At 54.3% G+C, this 15,553-nt stretch carries 16 protein-coding genes; 7 read left to right on the forward strand and 9 right to left on the reverse strand.

Going from position 1 to position 15,553, the window contains the following annotated elements:
• Positions 1-17 precede the first annotated feature (17 nt).
• The 3 genes from lpxD to BXY66_RS07185 are packed head-to-tail and all read left to right on the forward strand — an operon-like array spanning position 18 to position 2,643.
• Positions 18-1,109 (forward strand): UDP-3-O-(3-hydroxymyristoyl)glucosamine N-acyltransferase, encoded by a 1,092-nt coding sequence (gene lpxD, locus BXY66_RS07175; protein ID WP_132859459.1) that lies wholly within the window; start codon positions 18-20, stop codon positions 1,107-1,109.
• A 29-nt stretch (positions 1,110-1,138) separates the two neighbouring features.
• A complete protein-coding gene (locus BXY66_RS07180) occupies positions 1,139-1,396 on the forward strand; it encodes an acyl carrier protein (protein WP_132859460.1) in 258 nt (85 codons plus the stop codon).
• Between the two features lie 29 nt (positions 1,397-1,425).
• A complete protein-coding gene (locus BXY66_RS07185) occupies positions 1,426-2,643 on the forward strand; it encodes a beta-ketoacyl-[acyl-carrier-protein] synthase family protein (protein WP_132859461.1) in 1,218 nt (405 codons plus the stop codon).
• Positions 2,644-2,709: 66 nt separating this feature from the next.
• Here the strand turns inward: BXY66_RS07185 and BXY66_RS07190 are convergent, their stop codons facing one another.
• Positions 2,710-3,297, reverse strand: coding sequence for an invasion associated locus B family protein (locus BXY66_RS07190; protein WP_132859462.1), 588 nt, complete (start codon positions 3,295-3,297; stop codon positions 2,710-2,712).
• A gap of 413 nt (positions 3,298-3,710) precedes the next feature.
• Here BXY66_RS07190 and BXY66_RS07195 point away from each other — a divergent pair, with 413 nt between their 5' ends.
• Positions 3,711-5,258 (forward strand): helicase HerA-like domain-containing protein, encoded by a 1,548-nt coding sequence (locus BXY66_RS07195; protein ID WP_132859463.1) that lies wholly within the window; start codon positions 3,711-3,713, stop codon positions 5,256-5,258.
• A 55-nt stretch (positions 5,259-5,313) separates the two neighbouring features.
• Here the strand turns inward: BXY66_RS07195 and BXY66_RS07200 are convergent, their stop codons facing one another.
• The 7 genes from BXY66_RS07200 to BXY66_RS07230 form a co-directional block, all read right to left on the reverse strand.
• Positions 5,314-6,618, reverse strand: coding sequence for a branched-chain amino acid ABC transporter permease (locus tag BXY66_RS07200; protein WP_132859464.1), 1,305 nt, complete (start codon positions 6,616-6,618; stop codon positions 5,314-5,316).
• A complete protein-coding gene (locus BXY66_RS07205; RefSeq protein ID WP_132859465.1) occupies positions 6,615-7,625 on the reverse strand; it encodes a branched-chain amino acid ABC transporter permease in 1,011 nt (336 codons plus the stop codon). Before BXY66_RS07205 ends, BXY66_RS07200 begins: the two co-directional genes overlap by 4 nt.
• On the reverse strand, positions 7,625-7,990 hold the full coding sequence (locus BXY66_RS07210; RefSeq protein WP_132859466.1) for a hypothetical protein: 366 nt from the start codon (positions 7,988-7,990) through the stop codon (positions 7,625-7,627). The genes BXY66_RS07205 and BXY66_RS07210 overlap by 1 nt, the downstream gene beginning before the upstream one ends.
• Before the next feature lie 3 nt (positions 7,991-7,993).
• Entirely contained in the window at positions 7,994-8,821 is an 828-nt protein-coding gene (locus BXY66_RS07215; protein ID WP_132859467.1) for an ABC transporter ATP-binding protein, read from the reverse strand.
• A 43-nt stretch (positions 8,822-8,864) separates the two neighbouring features.
• Positions 8,865-9,236 carry a hypothetical protein gene (locus BXY66_RS07220; protein WP_132859468.1) on the reverse strand — a complete coding sequence of 124 codons (372 nt, stop codon included), beginning with the start codon at positions 9,234-9,236 and terminating at the stop codon, positions 8,865-8,867.
• The gene (locus BXY66_RS07225; RefSeq protein ID WP_132859469.1) at positions 9,233-10,015 is read right to left on the reverse strand and encodes an ABC transporter ATP-binding protein; all 783 of its coding nucleotides are present in this window, start codon (positions 10,013-10,015) and stop codon (positions 9,233-9,235) included. Before BXY66_RS07225 ends, BXY66_RS07220 begins: the two co-directional genes overlap by 4 nt.
• A 93-nt stretch (positions 10,016-10,108) precedes the next feature.
• Positions 10,109-11,296 (reverse strand): ABC transporter substrate-binding protein, encoded by a 1,188-nt coding sequence (locus BXY66_RS07230; RefSeq protein ID WP_132859470.1) that lies wholly within the window; start codon positions 11,294-11,296, stop codon positions 10,109-10,111.
• Between the two features lie 154 nt (positions 11,297-11,450).
• Here BXY66_RS07230 and BXY66_RS07235 point away from each other — a divergent pair, with 154 nt between their 5' ends.
• Both BXY66_RS07235 and BXY66_RS07240 read left to right on the forward strand, forming a co-directional pair.
• Positions 11,451-12,557 (forward strand): PQQ-dependent sugar dehydrogenase, encoded by a 1,107-nt coding sequence (locus BXY66_RS07235; protein WP_132859471.1) that lies wholly within the window; start codon positions 11,451-11,453, stop codon positions 12,555-12,557.
• Between the two features lie 34 nt (positions 12,558-12,591).
• Entirely contained in the window at positions 12,592-13,011 is a 420-nt protein-coding gene (locus BXY66_RS07240; RefSeq protein WP_132859472.1) for a hypothetical protein, read from the forward strand.
• Here the strand turns inward: BXY66_RS07240 and BXY66_RS07245 are convergent, their stop codons facing one another.
• Complete coding sequence (locus BXY66_RS07245; protein ID WP_132859473.1) at positions 13,012-14,013, reverse strand: GlxA family transcriptional regulator; 1,002 nt, start codon at positions 14,011-14,013, stop codon at positions 13,012-13,014. It lies immediately after the preceding gene.
• 164 nt (positions 14,014-14,177) lie between these two features.
• Between BXY66_RS07245 and BXY66_RS07250 the strand changes: the two genes are divergently transcribed.
• Positions 14,178-15,545, forward strand: a complete 1,368-nt coding sequence (locus BXY66_RS07250) for a class II 3-deoxy-7-phosphoheptulonate synthase (protein ID WP_132859474.1) — start codon at positions 14,178-14,180, stop codon at positions 15,543-15,545.
• Positions 15,546-15,553: the final 8 nt, after the last annotated feature.

The following is a 15,553-nucleotide window of genomic DNA, read 5'->3' on the forward strand; positions in this document are numbered from 1 at the left end:
ACATCCGGGGAGAACCCATGACTTACACTGTTCGTCAAATTGCGAAGGCTTTGGACGCTGAGGCTTTCGGAAACACCGATCTGGTGGTTGAGCGCGTGGCAGAACCGGCTGGCGCGGGACCGGACGATCTGGCTCTTTTGACAAATCCCAAGTTCGCCGAAGGCCTCTCGCGCGGAAAAGCACGCGTGGCATTGCTATGGCCGGGTGCCGATTGGCAATCTCTGGGACTTGAGGCTGCTATCATCGCAACGCGGGGTCGGTATGCCATGTCCGGGCTAACCCAAATGATGGACCCCGGCCAACACTTTGAGGCCGGAATACACCCGACGGCATTGATCGACGACTCAGCAATAGTTGCTGAAAACGTCGCCATTTCGCCTTATGCAATCATCGGTCCACGGGCGAAAATTGGCGCTGGATCTGTCATTGGTCCGTTCTGTCATATCGGCGCAGACAGTGTTTTGGGCGAGGATGCCTATTTACGAGATCACGTATCTATCGGGGCCCGCGTCAAAATCGGAGCTCGCTTCCGATGCCAACCGGGGGTTCGGATTGGCTCGGACGGTATGTCGTTTGTCACTCCGGAAAAATCTGGGGTCGAGAAGGCCCGGGAGTCTCTCGGTGATCAAGGTGACGTCAAAAGCCAACAATGGGCCCGAATTCATTCGCTTGGGGCGGTTACGATCGGGGATGACGTGGAAATCGGTGCGAACACTTGTATCGACTATGGAACCGTCCGCGATACGTATATCGGTGATGGAACAAAGATGGATAACCTCGTTCACATCGCCCACAATGTGACCGTTGGGAAAGATTGTCTGTTTGCAGGCCAGGTTGGTATCGCGGGTTCCACAACCATTGGCAACAACGTTGTCTTTGGCGGCCAAGTGGGCGTGACCGACAACACCACAATCGGTGACAATGTGATTGCTGGGGGAGCAAGCAAAGTGATGAGCAGGGTGTCTGCAGGGCAAGTCATCCTTGGGTACCCTGCAGTCAAGATGGACACCAACCTAGAAATGTACAAAAGCCTGCGCAGATTGCCGCGGTTGAGCAAACAGGTAGCCGATCTTCAAAAATCTGTTTCCAAACGCCCGTCTAGTGACTAAGTCCAGCACAGGCTTCGAAAGGAAAATACATGAGCGTCCAGGACAAAGTTGTTGAAATCATTGCGGAACAAGCAGTTCTTGAGCCCTCTGATGTCACGCTTGAAAGCACGCTTGAAGATCTGGGGATCGATAGCCTCGGTCTTGTTGAAAGCATATTCGCCATCGAAGAAGCGTTCGATATTTCGGTACCTTTCAATGCAAATGAACCAACGGCCAGCGATTTTGACATCTCTACGGTCGCCAGCATCATTTCCGGCATCGAAAAATTGATAGCCGAGCAGGCCTAAAGGGCGCGCTAGGGCGCGCGGACAAAACTATGACAAACAAACGAGTCGTGATCACCGGGGCCGGAACGGTCAACGCGTTGGGTCACAACGTCAAGCAAACCCTTGACGCGATGCGCGAGGGCAGATGTGGGATCGGTCCGCTTGATGTGCGGGACGTCGAACGCCTTGCGGTGCAGATCGGGGCGCAGGTTCAGGGGTTTGAAGCGGATAAAATCTTTAACCGTCAGCAGCTTGCTTTGTTTGATCGCTTTACACAGTTCGCCTTGGTCGCTGCGCGCGAGGCTATTGGTCAATCCGGCCTGGAATTTCATGGCGATTTGTCTGCGAAGTCCGGCGTTGTCATGGGGAATTCCGGCGGTGGAATGCAAACGCTCGATGAGAATTATCGTACCGTTTACGAAGACGGGAAGAACCGCGTGCATCCCTTCGTGGTGCCCAAGTTGATGAACAATGCCGCGGCCAGCCACGTTAGCATGGAGTTCAATCTGAAGGGGCCGAGCTTTACTGTTGCTTCGGCCTGTGCGAGCTCCAACCACGCGATGGCGCAGGCTTTTCAGATGGTCCGTTCTGGCATGGCACCTGTTATGATCACTGGCGGTGCGGAGTCGATGCTGTGTTTCGGGGGCGTTAAGGCGTGGGAAGGCCTACGTGTCATGACCAAAGATGCGTGCCGCCCGTTTTCGGCCAATCGCAATGGTATGGTACAAGGCGAAGGCGCAGGCGTTTTTGTCTTTGAAGAATTGGAGCATGCAAAAGCCCGCGGCGCTGATATTCTCGCAGAGGTGGTTGGCTTTGCGATGAGCTCGGATGCAGCGGATATCGTAATGCCATCAAAACAAGGCGCCGCGCGCGCGATAGCTGGCGCATTGGAAGATGCGAAAATCGATCGAGAAACTGTCGGGTATATCAACGCGCACGGAACAGGTACCGCAGCAAATGACAAAACTGAGTGCAGTGCTGTCGCCGATGTCTTTGGTCCGCATGCCGACGATCTGATGATCTCTTCGACCAAATCGATGCATGGCCATCTTATCGGTGGAACTGGCGCGGTCGAATTGCTTGCCTGCATTATGGCAGTCAAGGATGGCATAGTTGCGCCAACGATTGGTTATGAAGAGCCAGACCCTGAATGTGCTTTGGACGTGGTTCCAAACGAAGCACGTGAAGCGGAAATTGATGTCGCTCTTTCCAACGCCTTTGCATTCGGCGGCTTGAATGCCGTGCTTGCGCTGCGCAAATTCCGATAAGCCAATCAATGTCGCACGAAAAAAGCCGCCCAATCACAGGCGGCTTTTCTACAACATGTTTCCAGTTCAGTTAGCGGCAGCGGCTTTGTCATAGGCTGCGGTAAACCCGCTGAGTGACATATTCACATTAACCACGCTGTCCGGGGCGATCGCCGGTACAATAACGATGTTGGCTTCGCCACCGGTTTTCATTGCTTCGATATCTGCTTCTGCAAGACCAAGTTCCACCACACACCCAACTTTGTTGCAGTAGGAGAACGGGTAACGTGTCGGGTTTTCGCCATCGACAGAGATGGTCAGCTGTTCAAGAAGGAGAGTCTCCAGCGGAACGATGATGTTGGCAGCTGCGACCGCGGGGCCGCGCGGTGTGGCAAACTTCACAATTGTGATTTCCGAAACAGGAGCTCCCTGGTCGTCGTTCATCAATTGAACCAGACGGCAAGGAAGTTGCTGGGTTGTATCTTCCGGGCAAACCAGATTCCAGTCGCCCATCTTTTCAACATTGGCTCCAGCCGGACCAACGGGTTGCGGAGCCTGTTCGACCTTTTGGCCCATATTGAGGGTGCCGTCAGACAAGGATCCGACCTGAGCGGCTGCGGGGACAGCGCCCGCGATAACAACGGCTGCTGCTAGGAGATTTCTAAACTTGGGCATGTGTATTCCCGTGATTTGCCTGAATTTCGTCTCGGATTATCACGCCAATGCGCAGATGTCAGAAAAAAGCGCGTGAACCAGCAAAAATGAGAGAAAATTTCCGCGAACCGAAGGAAACCAAGCAGCAAAAAAGGGCCCACCGAGATAGGCCCTTTTTCGTTTTCACTCCCCGTCGGACTGGCCGACTTATTCATTGCAGAGACGCTACGAATAAATTCTCCGACCGTCAACAGTTTAGAATACGTTTTTTCAAGGATTTCGATGGGTTACTTGTTAAGCAGTTTGCGACACGCGCTTTTTCTGGAGGTGAACAATGCGACCCTGGGTTGAATGATCCCATCCGGTCTATTGGGGGTGGCTTGGGTAGGCACCGGCGCGTATTGTGAACCAGACAATAAATTTCGAGGACTGGCATGGACGGAAAAGTATTTGTTGGCGGCGGTGGAGAATCCTACGGCGAAAAACAGGGGCTAACACTCAAGTATGCCAACCGCCACGGGCTGATCGCGGGTGCCACAGGCACAGGCAAAACCGTCACTTTGCAGATACTTGCCGAAGGATTCGCGGCCGCTGGTGTTCCAGTATTCCTGTCAGATGTCAAAGGTGACTTGTCGGGGTTGGCGGCGGCGGGGAGTGAGGCCTTCAAGTTGCATCAGGCGTTCACCGACCGGGCCGAAACTATTGGATTTGACGAATTCGTCTACGAAAGCTTTCCTGTGACCTTCTGGGACTTGTTCGGCGATCAAGGACACCCAGTCCGCACGACGGTTTCGGAAATGGGTCCACTTTTGCTCGCCAGACTCATGGAACTTAGCGAGGCTCAAGAAGGTGTTCTCAACATCGCGTTTCGTCTTGCAGATGAAAAAGGCCTGCCGCTGCTAGACCTGAAAGATTTACAGTCTTTACTTGTCTGGCTCGGGGAGAACCGCGGGGAAATCGCACTGCGTTATGGAAATGTGTCGGTCAACTCGATCGGCGCAATCCAGCGGCGGCTTCTGGTTTTGGAAAATCAAGGGGCCAGCAAACTGTTCGGAGAACCGGCTCTGGATTTGAAAGACATCATGCATGTGGGTGCTGATGGGCGGGGTCAGATCAACATACTTGCGTCGGACAAATTGATGGGAGCCCCCCGTCTTTATGCGACTTTTCTTCTATGGCTACTGTCCGAACTCTTTGAAGAACTGCCAGAGGTAGGCGACCCGGACAAACCAAAGTTGGTTTTCTTTTTTGACGAAGCGCACTTGCTTTTTGATGGCGCGCCCAAAGCGCTGGTGGATAAAGTAGAGCAGGTTGCGCGCTTGATCCGCTCCAAAGGTGTTGGCGTGTATTTTGTCACACAAAACCCCGACGACATCCCGGAAGACATTCTCGGTCAATTGGGCAACCGTGTTCAACACGCTCTCCGTGCATTTACCGCGCGCGATCGCAAGGCGCTAAAAATGGCGGCCGAGACATACCGGCCCAATCCTCGTTTTGACACGGAAACTGCCATTCGAGAGGTTGGGGTCGGTGAGGCGGTCACGTCGATGCTGATGAAAAAGGGGATACCTGGCATTGTCGAACGTACATTGATCCGCCCCCCAAGTTCTCAACTGGGGCCGCTTGATGCCGTTAGCCGACGTGCGGTTATGGCGTCCTCGCCGGTTGCGGGAAAATATGACACATTGGCTGACCGACGGTCGGCTTATGAAATCCTCAAGGAGCGTGCTGAAAAGGCAGCTGCTGAGGCTGAGGCCGTTGAGGCCAAAGAAGAAGACATGTCCACGGCCGAGCGCGAGTTTTCCTCTGCCCGCCGGTACTCCGGAGGGCGCGTCAGCCGGAGTTCGTCGCGTACGCTCAGGGTCCGTGCAGACGATACCTTTGGAGAAGCGATGACGAAGATGGTTGTTAAGGAGCTTTCTGGCACCACCGGCCGCCGTATTGTGCGCGGAATTCTCGGCGGATTATTTAAAGGGCGCTGATCAAAACCGCTTTCCACGGAACAAAAAAGGGCGTCCCTTGGGACGCCCTTTTCCATTATTTTTCGGGGATCAGGCCTCTCGGGCTGAACCTGAGAACCAGCAGCAAGATCACTCCCATCGTCAGGAGGCGCATATGCGCCGCGCTATCTATCAGATGTTTCTTGAGAGCGCTGCCTTCCGCCATTCCTGCGGTGATCACTTGCATCAGCCAAAGTCCCATCGGTTCGACTTGAACCCAAAGGAACCAGATCAGGAATCCGCCAAGAACAGCGCCAAGGTTGTTGCCAGACCCGCCAACAATCACCATCACCCAGATCAGGAAAGTATAGCGCAGCGGCTGATAAGTGCCGGGCGTAAGTTGTCCGTCCAAGGTGGTCATCATCGCTCCGCCGATACCGCAGACCGCAGAACCCAGAACGAATATCTGAAGGTGCCGGTTGGTCACGTCTTTGCCCATTGCTTCAGCTGCCACTTCGTTGTCACGGATCGCACGCATCATGCGTCCCCAAGGGCTTTTGAGCGCGAGTTGCGCCATGACAAAGATGAGGATCAGGACGATAGCAAAAAGCACCGAGTAATTGAGCTTCACAAAGATCGACGAAGCCGTCGCCGGATCCATGCCAAGCCCTTCGGCTCGGTTTACAAACGCGGATGAATTCTGCAGGTCAATTTCGTAGGGAACCGGACGATCCAAACCTACAACGTTCTTCACGCCGCGTGCCAACCAGTCTTCGTTCTTCATCACTGCGATGATGATTTCCGCAATGCCGAGCGTGGCAATCGCCAGATAGTCAGAGCGCAATCCCAGTGCTGTCTTGCCAATCAGCCAGGCAACGCCTGCGGCCAGCAAACCACCCATAGGCCAGGCCAGCAGGACAGGCAGGTTCAAACCACCAAGGTTACCTTGAAGCGCGGGATTGATGGCTTCGACGGCTTCCACACCGGGATCAAAGATGCCGCGGTACAGGAAAAAGCCGCCGACCAATATTGCCAGGGTCGAGACATTGCGTGCGCGTCCTTCAGCCATACGTTGGCGCACCATGACGGTGGCAATGATGGTGCCGGCGCCAGCCAGCAATGCAATCACAATCCGCCATCCGCCTGCGCTCCAGGCGCCCGGCACGGGGGCCGCAGAGGTCAGCACAACTGCCAGACCACCAAGTGCAACAAAGCCCATGACACCGACGTTAAACAGACCGGCAAACCCCCATTGCAGGTTCACCCCCAAGGCCATAATGGCCGAAATCAGTCCCATGTTGAGAATGAGAAGCGCCACGTTCCAGCTTTGCATAATTCCGGTCAACGCGATCAGCGCAAAGACCAATACGAAAAGAGCGGTGTTTTTTAGGTTTTCGCTCATACCGATTTCCCCTTGAACAGGCCGGTCGGCTTGAACAGCAGAACCACGATCAGGATCACGAAGCTGACGGCAAATTTGTAGTCTGTGCTGAGCAATTGGACCAATCCTGAAGGCTCAAGGCTTTCCGGCATCAGGTATTTCAGCACTTTCTTCCAAGCATAAGTGATGGTGACTTCCGAGAAGGCAATCACAAAGCCACCCGCAATGGCGCCCAGCGGGCTGCCAAGACCACCGACGATTGCAGAGGCAAAGATCGGCAGCAGAAGCTGGAAGTAAACAAAGGGTTTGAAGGATTTATCGAGACCGTACAGCACACCGGCGGTTGTCGCCAATGCGGCCACGATCAGCCACGTGTACATCACAACGCGTTCGGGGTTGATGCCCGACAAGAGCGCCAGATCTTCGTTGTCCGAGTAGGCGCGCATGGATTTGCCGGTGCGCGTGCGGTTCAGGAACCAGAAGAGCAGGGCGACCGCAATGATCGCCACGACAACGGTGATCCCTTGCGTGGTTTTGATTGCCAGACCTTCCTTGAGGCCCGTCAGCGCCTTGAACTCCCGAACAGAAATGATGAAACGCTCACCGTCGGCGAACTTTTGATCGTTCGGCCCAATGATGAAACGCACCAGACCGTTCATGATGAACATCACGCCCATCGACACGATCACAAGGATCACCGGTTTGGCTTTTTGTTCGCGATAGAAGCGATAGACCACACGGTCGGTGAACAGCAAAAGCGCCATCGTGCCAAGAATGGCAAAGGGCAGGGCGAGCAGGGCCGTTGGCAGAACGCCAAAGCTCACGCCCATCGATTGGAACCACCATGTGATGAGCACCGCGAGCATCGCGCCAAAGGCCATGGTGTCGCCATGGGCAAAGTTGGAGAACCGCAGAATGCCGTAGATTAGCGTAACCCCCAGCGCGCCAAGCGCCAGCTGGCTACCATAGGCAATCGCAGGGATGATGACAAAGTTAGAAAGCGCCACGAGGGCGTTGAGGAAGTCCATTAATTCAACACCTCGCATTTGCCAGTCATGAATTCGAAGTCATTTCCGGCTGAGGAAACATAGGCACCGCGACCCGAAGGTTGGGCGGTGATATACGTGTCGGTGACGGTCCCGGCGAAACGCAACTCTTCGCTGCCTTTCAACTGCTGAAAACACTCCATACCGTCGCTGCCATCAAAGCTTGCGACCAGAGGGCAGTCGTCACCCGCGCTTTCGTCCCACACCCGCAGCGTTTGCGTATCGCTGGTGACTTTGGACGCCATTTGGCATGTGAGCAAATAGTCCGTGGCGCCCGCAGTTGAGCATGAGGACATAAGCGCAGCAGCGGCAGCTGGGAGAGCTATGTTCTGAAAATGTGTTTGCATCACTCAGCCCCCCAGGAACGACTTGCGGACTTCTTCGTCCGCGAGAAGGTCTTTGCCGGTGCCGGTGTAGGCATTGCGCCCCTGAACCAGCACATAGCCTTTGTCGGCAATTTCAAGCGCCTGACGCGCGTTTTGCTCGACCATCAGGATCGGAATGCCGGTGCGGCTGACCTCAATGATCCGGTCAAACAGCTCGTCCATCACGATGGGCGACACACCTGCGGTTGGCTCATCCAGCATCAGAACTTTGGGTTGCGTCATCAGCGCGCGGCCCACGGCCACCTGCTGACGCTGTCCACCGGAGAGTTCGCCCGCCGGCTGATTGCGTTTCTCTTTCAGGATGGGAAAGAGGCCATATACCTGCTCCATCGTGTCCGAGAAATCATCGGTGCGGATAAACGCGCCCATCTCGAGGTTCTCTTCCACCGTCATCGAGGTGAAGATGTTGTTGGTCTGCGGCACAAAACCCATGCCTTTGGCCACACGTGCCTGCGGGGTCAGACCGGTGATGTCCTCACCATCCAGCCGCACAGAACCCTGACGAAGGTTCAACATGCCGAAGACCGCTTTCATGCCGGTGGATTTTCCGGCCCCGTTGGGGCCAACAATCACCGCAATCTCACCCGGGTTCACGGCAATCGTGCAGTCATGCAGGATATCAGGGCCGTCCTTGCCATAGCCGCCGGTCATGCTGTCGCCGACCAGAAAGGCATCCGTCGTGTTCATTTCCTTGCCAGTCCCAACGGCGGGCGTCATTTCGCCTCCGCCTTTGGGATTGGTGATCGATGCATCTTTGTTGCCACGATCGTCCTGATAGGGATTGTCGCTCATGGCGTCCCCCCTTTTTGTTTTTGTTGTTTCATTTCGTCCCCCTCTACGAAGGCACGCATTCTCCGACAAACTGGCGCGGGGCCAGGTCTCGTCCGGAAACGGCATTTTCGCTGTGAACGGCTTCGCCGCTGTCGAGCATGATGGTCGTCGTCGTTGTGCCGCCTGAAATGGGCCGCTCAAGTATTGTGACCGCGCGATCGCCCAGAACCAGTTCGAAAACACTCAGAGGGTTGCCCCCGATACGTTCAACGACATTGGTTTCCGTTTCGACACGAAAGCGCACATCCTCGCCAGCGTGGTCGCACTTGGTGTTTGGATCACATCCCCAATCGAACCAGCACCGGTAAATGAACTGATCCGCATGAACAGGGGCGGCCATCAAACCAAGCAACGATGCCACAGCGAGCCGCGTCATGCGCCCACCATCTCCTTGTTTTTCAAACCGGTACCGAGGTAGGCCTCAATTACCTGTTCGTTGGCTTTGATTTCGTCCAGCGTGCCTTCAGCAAGCACTTTGCCTTCCGCCATACAGATCACCGGATCACACAGGCGACCGATGAAATCCATGTCATGTTCGATCACAACGAACGTGTAACCGCGTTCCTTGTTCAAGCGCTGAATTGCGTCGCCGATAGTGTTAAGCAGTGTGCGGTTCACGCCAGCGCCCACTTCGTCGAGGAATACGATTTTGGCATCAACCATCATCGTGCGCCCCAGTTCGAGAAGCTTCTTCTGACCGCCAGAAACCTGTCCGGCCTTGTGATCCGCCAGATGTTCAATCGTCAGAAACTCAAGAACTTCGTCAGCCTTGGCACGAAGAGCGCGTTCCTCGTTCGCAATGCGTTTGCGACCGAACCACGTATTCCAAAGCGTTTCGCCGGATTGCCCGCCAGGCACCATCATAAGGTTTTCCCGACAACTCATGGAGCTGAATTCGTGAGCTATCTGGAACGTGCGTAACAGACCCTTATGAAACAACTCATGTGGTGGAAGACCGGTGATGTCTTCTCCCGCCATGGTTACACGACCGGACGTTGGTTGAAGAACCCCGGCGATCACGTTGAAAAGAGTGGTTTTTCCGGCTCCGTTTGGCCCTATCAGGCCGGTGATTGATCCCGGTTCGATTTTCAGGCTTGCACCGTCAACAGCACGAAAGCCTCCAAAATGTTTGTGAACGTCTTCTACGACGATCATGTTACACCCCCTGCGCAGTTCATTGCTGCGCGTTATATATTGAAAAACAGCCCGGACAAGCCGGGCTGTTTTCGATCTCAGTTCACGAAGCGATTAGCGGTACTTAGCCGTGGTGATCTCACCGCCTTCGATAACGATCTGGCGGTAGTTACCCGCAGACTCACCCGCGCCAATCAGCTCAACCGCAGTCGCGCCAACGTAGTCGATGTCACCGCCACCTGCGAGGATCTCGAGAGCTTTGGCCAGTTCACCCGGGAAGATCTGTTCGCCGGGCGCGTTAGCGACATCCATGACTTTTTCCTTGTAGACTGCCGGATCGGATGATCCCGCTGCCTGCATTGCCAGCATGATCAGAGCAGCCGCGTCATAGCTTTCTGGTGTGAAGGGCGAGGTCGCGTCAAACGCGCCGCCAACCATTTCGGCGAATTTTGCTGCGCCAGGGCTGTCGGTGCCAGGGTGCTGACCGGTAGAACCTTCGATTTCATCACCGAAGTTTTCCTGAAGCTTCTCGCCAATCATGCCGTCCGGGAAGTGGAAGGTATCAAATGCACCGGAGTCGATTGCGGCACGAACGATGCCGGAACCACCTTGGTCCACATAGCCTGCAACAACCAGACGCTCGCCACCGGCCGCCGCCAATGCACCAACTTCTGCAGAGTAGTCGGCTTTGCCGTCTTCGTGGGCAGCGTTGATTGTGACCGTGCCGCCAGCCGCTTCGAAGGCCGCCTGGAAGCTGTCTGCGAGACCTTTACCGTAGTCGTTGTTGGTGTAAGTCACCGCGACTTCTTTGATGCCTTCTTCCATCAGAACTTCCGTCATCACAACGCCCTGACGTGCGTCAGATGGAGCGGTGCGGAAGAACAGGCCGTTGTCTTCGTTGTTGTTGTGGCTCAGGCCAGGTGACGTCGCTGACGGGGAAATCATGACAACACCGTTTGCCAGAGCAACGTTGTTGAGGATCGCGCCGGTTACGCCGGAACAGTCAGCACCCATGATACCTTTAACGCCATCTGCAGTGATCAAACGCTCTGCGGCGGCCGATGCCGCGGCTGCGTCGACGCAAGTGGAATCAGCGCGCACCGGCATCACGGAAGAGCCATCCAGAAGCTTGCCGCTGTCGGTGACTTCCTTCATTGCCAGTTCAGCACCGTCTGCCATGGAAGGCGTCAGGGATTCGATCGGACCGGTGAAGCCCAGAATGATGCCTAGTTTGATGTCTTCGGCCGATGCGGCACCTGCGAGCAGCGCGCCTGCAGCGGTCGCTAGAAGCAGTTTTTTCATTGTTACACTCCCTATTGGTATTTTTGTATGGCCGAGCCTATGCGGGGAGATTTCAAAAGAAAAGGGGCAAGTGCCCAAAACTTGATCACACAAAAACTGCGTTTGATGGTATGAATTTTCCAAGGTGTACCGAAAAACTCAGGCTTTAAAAAACATGAAATATTTCAAAGTATTACCTATTCTTGCCGTTATAACTGTTTTACTGGCGAGCGTTCATTACGTAGCGGCAAGCAACGCCGCAAACCTGCGGATTGAACCGGTCGTCGAAAAACTCAAGACACCGTGGAGTTTCGGTTTTTTGCCAGACGGTGGGCTCTTGATAACCGAACGCGGTGGAAAGCTCCTGCATGTTAGCGCGAACGGACGGCGAAATACGGTCTCAGGCCTGCCAAGAATTCAGTCAGACGGGCAGGGTGGTCTTTTGGATGTTCTGATTCCCCGCGATTTCAGCAGCAAACGCGAGATATTCCTGACTTTTGTTCAAAAGCAGTCGGGCGGAACGGGAACTGCCGTCGCGCGAGGAAAACTAAGCGCTGATGGGTCTCGCTTGGCAGATGTAAAAACCATTTTTCAAATGTCTCAAGGAAGCAAAGGATCACGTCACTACGGAAGTCGACTAGCGGAAGCCAAAGACGGAACATTGTTTTTTACGATCGGGGATCGCGGCGACCGACCTTCCGCGCAAAATCTTGCTGTGCATAACGGCGCGGTCTTGCGCATAACCCGTAATGGAAAGCCTGCGAAATCCAATCCGTTTGTAAATCAATCCGACGCCCAACCTGAAATCTGGTCCTACGGGCACCGAAATCCTCAAGGTTTGGCCTTTGATCTCAATGGCCAACTCTGGTCGGTGGAACATGGTGCCAAAGGCGGAGATGAATTGAACAAAATTGGGAAAGGCAACAATTATGGTTGGCCTGTGATCGCTTTCGGACGCCATTATTCCGGGCAAAAAATTGGCGAAGGCACATCAAAAGCAGGTATGAAGCAGCCGGTCGTTTACTGGGATCCTTCAATTGCGCCGTCTGGTCTCGCCATCTACTCGGGAAAGCTTTGGCCCGAATGGAAGGGGGCGTTTTTTGTTGGGAGCCTCAAGTTTGACTACATCTCAATACTGTCCGGCAACCGCCTGAGAGAAACAGGTAAAATAGGAACTCCCGAAACCAGGCGCGTCCGTGATGTTCGGGAAGGACCGCTTGGTGGCATCTGGTTCCTATCCGAAGACAGAGGAACTCTTTACCGGATCACCCCCAACAACTAGGCTCCTACAAGTACTCGAAAAAATGGATCGTTAGATGTTCAGATTATTGGCTTTATCGCTAGCAGTAACTTTGGCAACAACACAGGTGGCGGACGCTCAGACAAACCTGCGCACACAATTCAACCAGGGCATGGCAGAATTCAATCAGCTCGTCATGGAGCAACGCCTCGGGGACGCTCTTCAATTGATCCGGCCAGAGGTCGAACTGACAGACGAAGATATTGTAAGGATCGACAACCAGTTTTGGGAAAACTATCCGAAGAACTTCGTCGCGTTCGGGACCGTCAGGAGCGAGGCCCTGAAGAACGGTTTTCGTCAGGAAATACTCGCCTACTGGGATGAAGACTATCGTTACTTCTATGTATATTTGATGTCTCACTCCACCGACAACGGCATCAAACTGATCAATGTCGACTACAGCCGCGAGTTTGAGAAGCTTAACAGCTTCTTCTAATCAAATCGACAATCTCGCCGCCTGGGTGCCGCGCTCTCGATAGGGCGTTGTTTCGTAATGTGCGCGGTAACACTTGGAAAAGTGACTTGGCGAAGCAAAGCCACACGCAAGAGCAACATTGATTACGCTCATATCCGTTTGCATCAGAAGGTTCCGTGCTTTCTGGAGGCGCAGTTCCATATAGTAGCGTTTCGGCGAGCGATTGAGATACCGCCGAAACAACCGTTCCAACTGACGTGTCGACATGCCCACTTCTTTGGCCAGCAAAGACGGGCTGATCGGTTCCTCGATATTGGTTTCCATCATCTGGATGACCATGCTTAGCTTTGGGTGCCGCACGCCAATACGTGTGGGTACCGAAAGGCGCTGCGTATCCTGGTCCGTTCGGATCGAGCTGTAAATCTGCTGGTCCGCGACCCAATTGGCAATCTCTTCACCAAGGTCCGCTGCAATTATCTGCAAAAACAGATCGATAGAGGATGTTCCTCCAGCCGTTGTCATGCGATTTCCGTCAATGGTAAACACCGACTTAGACAGCTCTACTTCCTCGAACTCCTCCGAAAAACTGTCTTGGTTTTCCCAGTGGATCGTCGCACGCTTTCCATCGAGCAATCCCGCTTTCGCCATAGTGTATGAGGCCGTGCAAAGCCCGGCGATGGCCGGACCTTTTCGCGCTTCTCGCCGCAGCCAGTTCAGAAGTTTCTTTGTTGTGGCCTTCTGGATGTCGATACCACCGCACAAAACGATGGTGTCATCGCGGCGCAATTCCCCAAGGTCTTCGTCCAGTTTGAATTCGGTGTCGGTTGAAGATGAAACCGAGTCACCTTCTTCACCGGCAAGCACCCAGGTGTAGTGCGGACGCCCCAATCTCCTGTTGGCTAGGCGCAGACAATCCACCGCTGAGGCAAAGCTCAGAAGGGTGAAGTTATCCAGCAACACAAAAACAAAGCGCTTGGCCTTGCTAAAGGATGCGTCCTGCATGGGTGTCGAAGTATCTGACATTTAAGCCTTTTCCCCTTCAAGGCACGCGGGTCCCTCAACCCACTTTAGAGAACGACTTTAGCGCTGAAAAGATGGGGGGCGTCAAGAGCGGAATTTAGCGTATAGCGCTATCATTATCGCGCATGTATAACGCGGGCTCTAACTGTCTAATTGGAGTAAAGACAATGGCTGAATGGCACAAATCTGACTGGCGCTCTAAGCCCCGGATTCAGATGCCTGAATATACGGATGAAGCAGAGCTGAAGGCTGTCGAAGCCAAGCTCGCAACCTATCCGCCATTGGTCTTTGCCGGAGAGGCGCGCCGCCTGAAAGCCCAGCTTGGTGCCGCGTCCCGCGGCGAGGCCTTTTTGTTGCAAGGTGGGGATTGCGCCGAGAGTTTCGAACAATTCTCTGCTGATGGTATTCGCGACACATTCAAAGTGATGTTGCAAATGGCGATGGTGCTCACCTATGGGGCCAAGGTTCCAGTGGTCAAAGTAGGGCGCATGGCAGGCCAGTTCGCCAAACCGCGGTCCGCACCGACCGAAACCGTCGATGGTTTGGAATTGCCAAGCTATCGTGGCGATATCATCAACGAACTCGCCTTCACACCTGAAGCGCGGATACCGGATCCCAACAAGATGCTGCAGGCCTACACGCAGGCAGCAGCAACCTTGAACCTTCTGCGCGCGTTCTCGACCGGCGGTTACGCTGATGTGCATCAGGTGCATGCATGGACATTGGGTTTCACTGAAAGCGAGAAGGCGGAGAAGTATCGCGATCTCGCCAATCGCATTAGCGACACGCTCGACTTTATGAAGGCCGCAGGTGTGACCTCAGACAAGATGCACTCGCTGCAAACTGTCGATTTCTACACCAGTCACGAGTCGCTTCTTCTCGAGTATGAAGAAGCGCTGACACGTCTGGACTCAACTTCAGGAAAATGGCTTGCAGGTTCCGGTCACATGATCTGGATTGGTGACCGCACCCGTCAGCCTGACGGTGCGCACGTGGAATTCGCGCGTGGGGTTCAGAACCCGATTGGCCTGAAATGTGGTCCGACAACCACTGCCGACGATCTGAAAGTGCTGATGGAAAAGCTGAATCCGGAAAACGAGGCCGGTCGCTTGACTTTGATCGCGCGTTTTGGTGCAGGCTCTGTTGGTGAGCATCTTCCGCGGCTTATTAAAGCGGTGAAGGAAGAAGGCGCCAACGTTCTCTGGACGTGTGACGCAATGCACGGAAACACGATTAAATCGGCCACTGGGTATAAAACCCGACCGTTCGACAGTGTTTTGCGCGAAGTACGTGAGTTCTTTGGCGTGCACAAAGCGGAAGGCACTATTCCAGGCGGTGTTCATTTCGAAATGACTGGTCAAGATGTGACCGAATGCACCGGTGGTGTACGTGCTGTGACCGAAGAGGATCTCTCCGCACGTTATCATACTGCATGTGATCCACGTTTGAACGCGTCGCAGTCTCTGGAGCTGGCATTCCTCGTTGCCGAAGAGCTCTCCGCAATGAATGATGAGCGTCAAGCCGCTGCGGTATAAACAAGATA

This window comes from Shimia isoporae (genome assembly GCF_004346865.1).
GTDB classification, from domain to species: Bacteria; Pseudomonadota; Alphaproteobacteria; order Rhodobacterales; family Rhodobacteraceae; genus Shimia; species Shimia isoporae.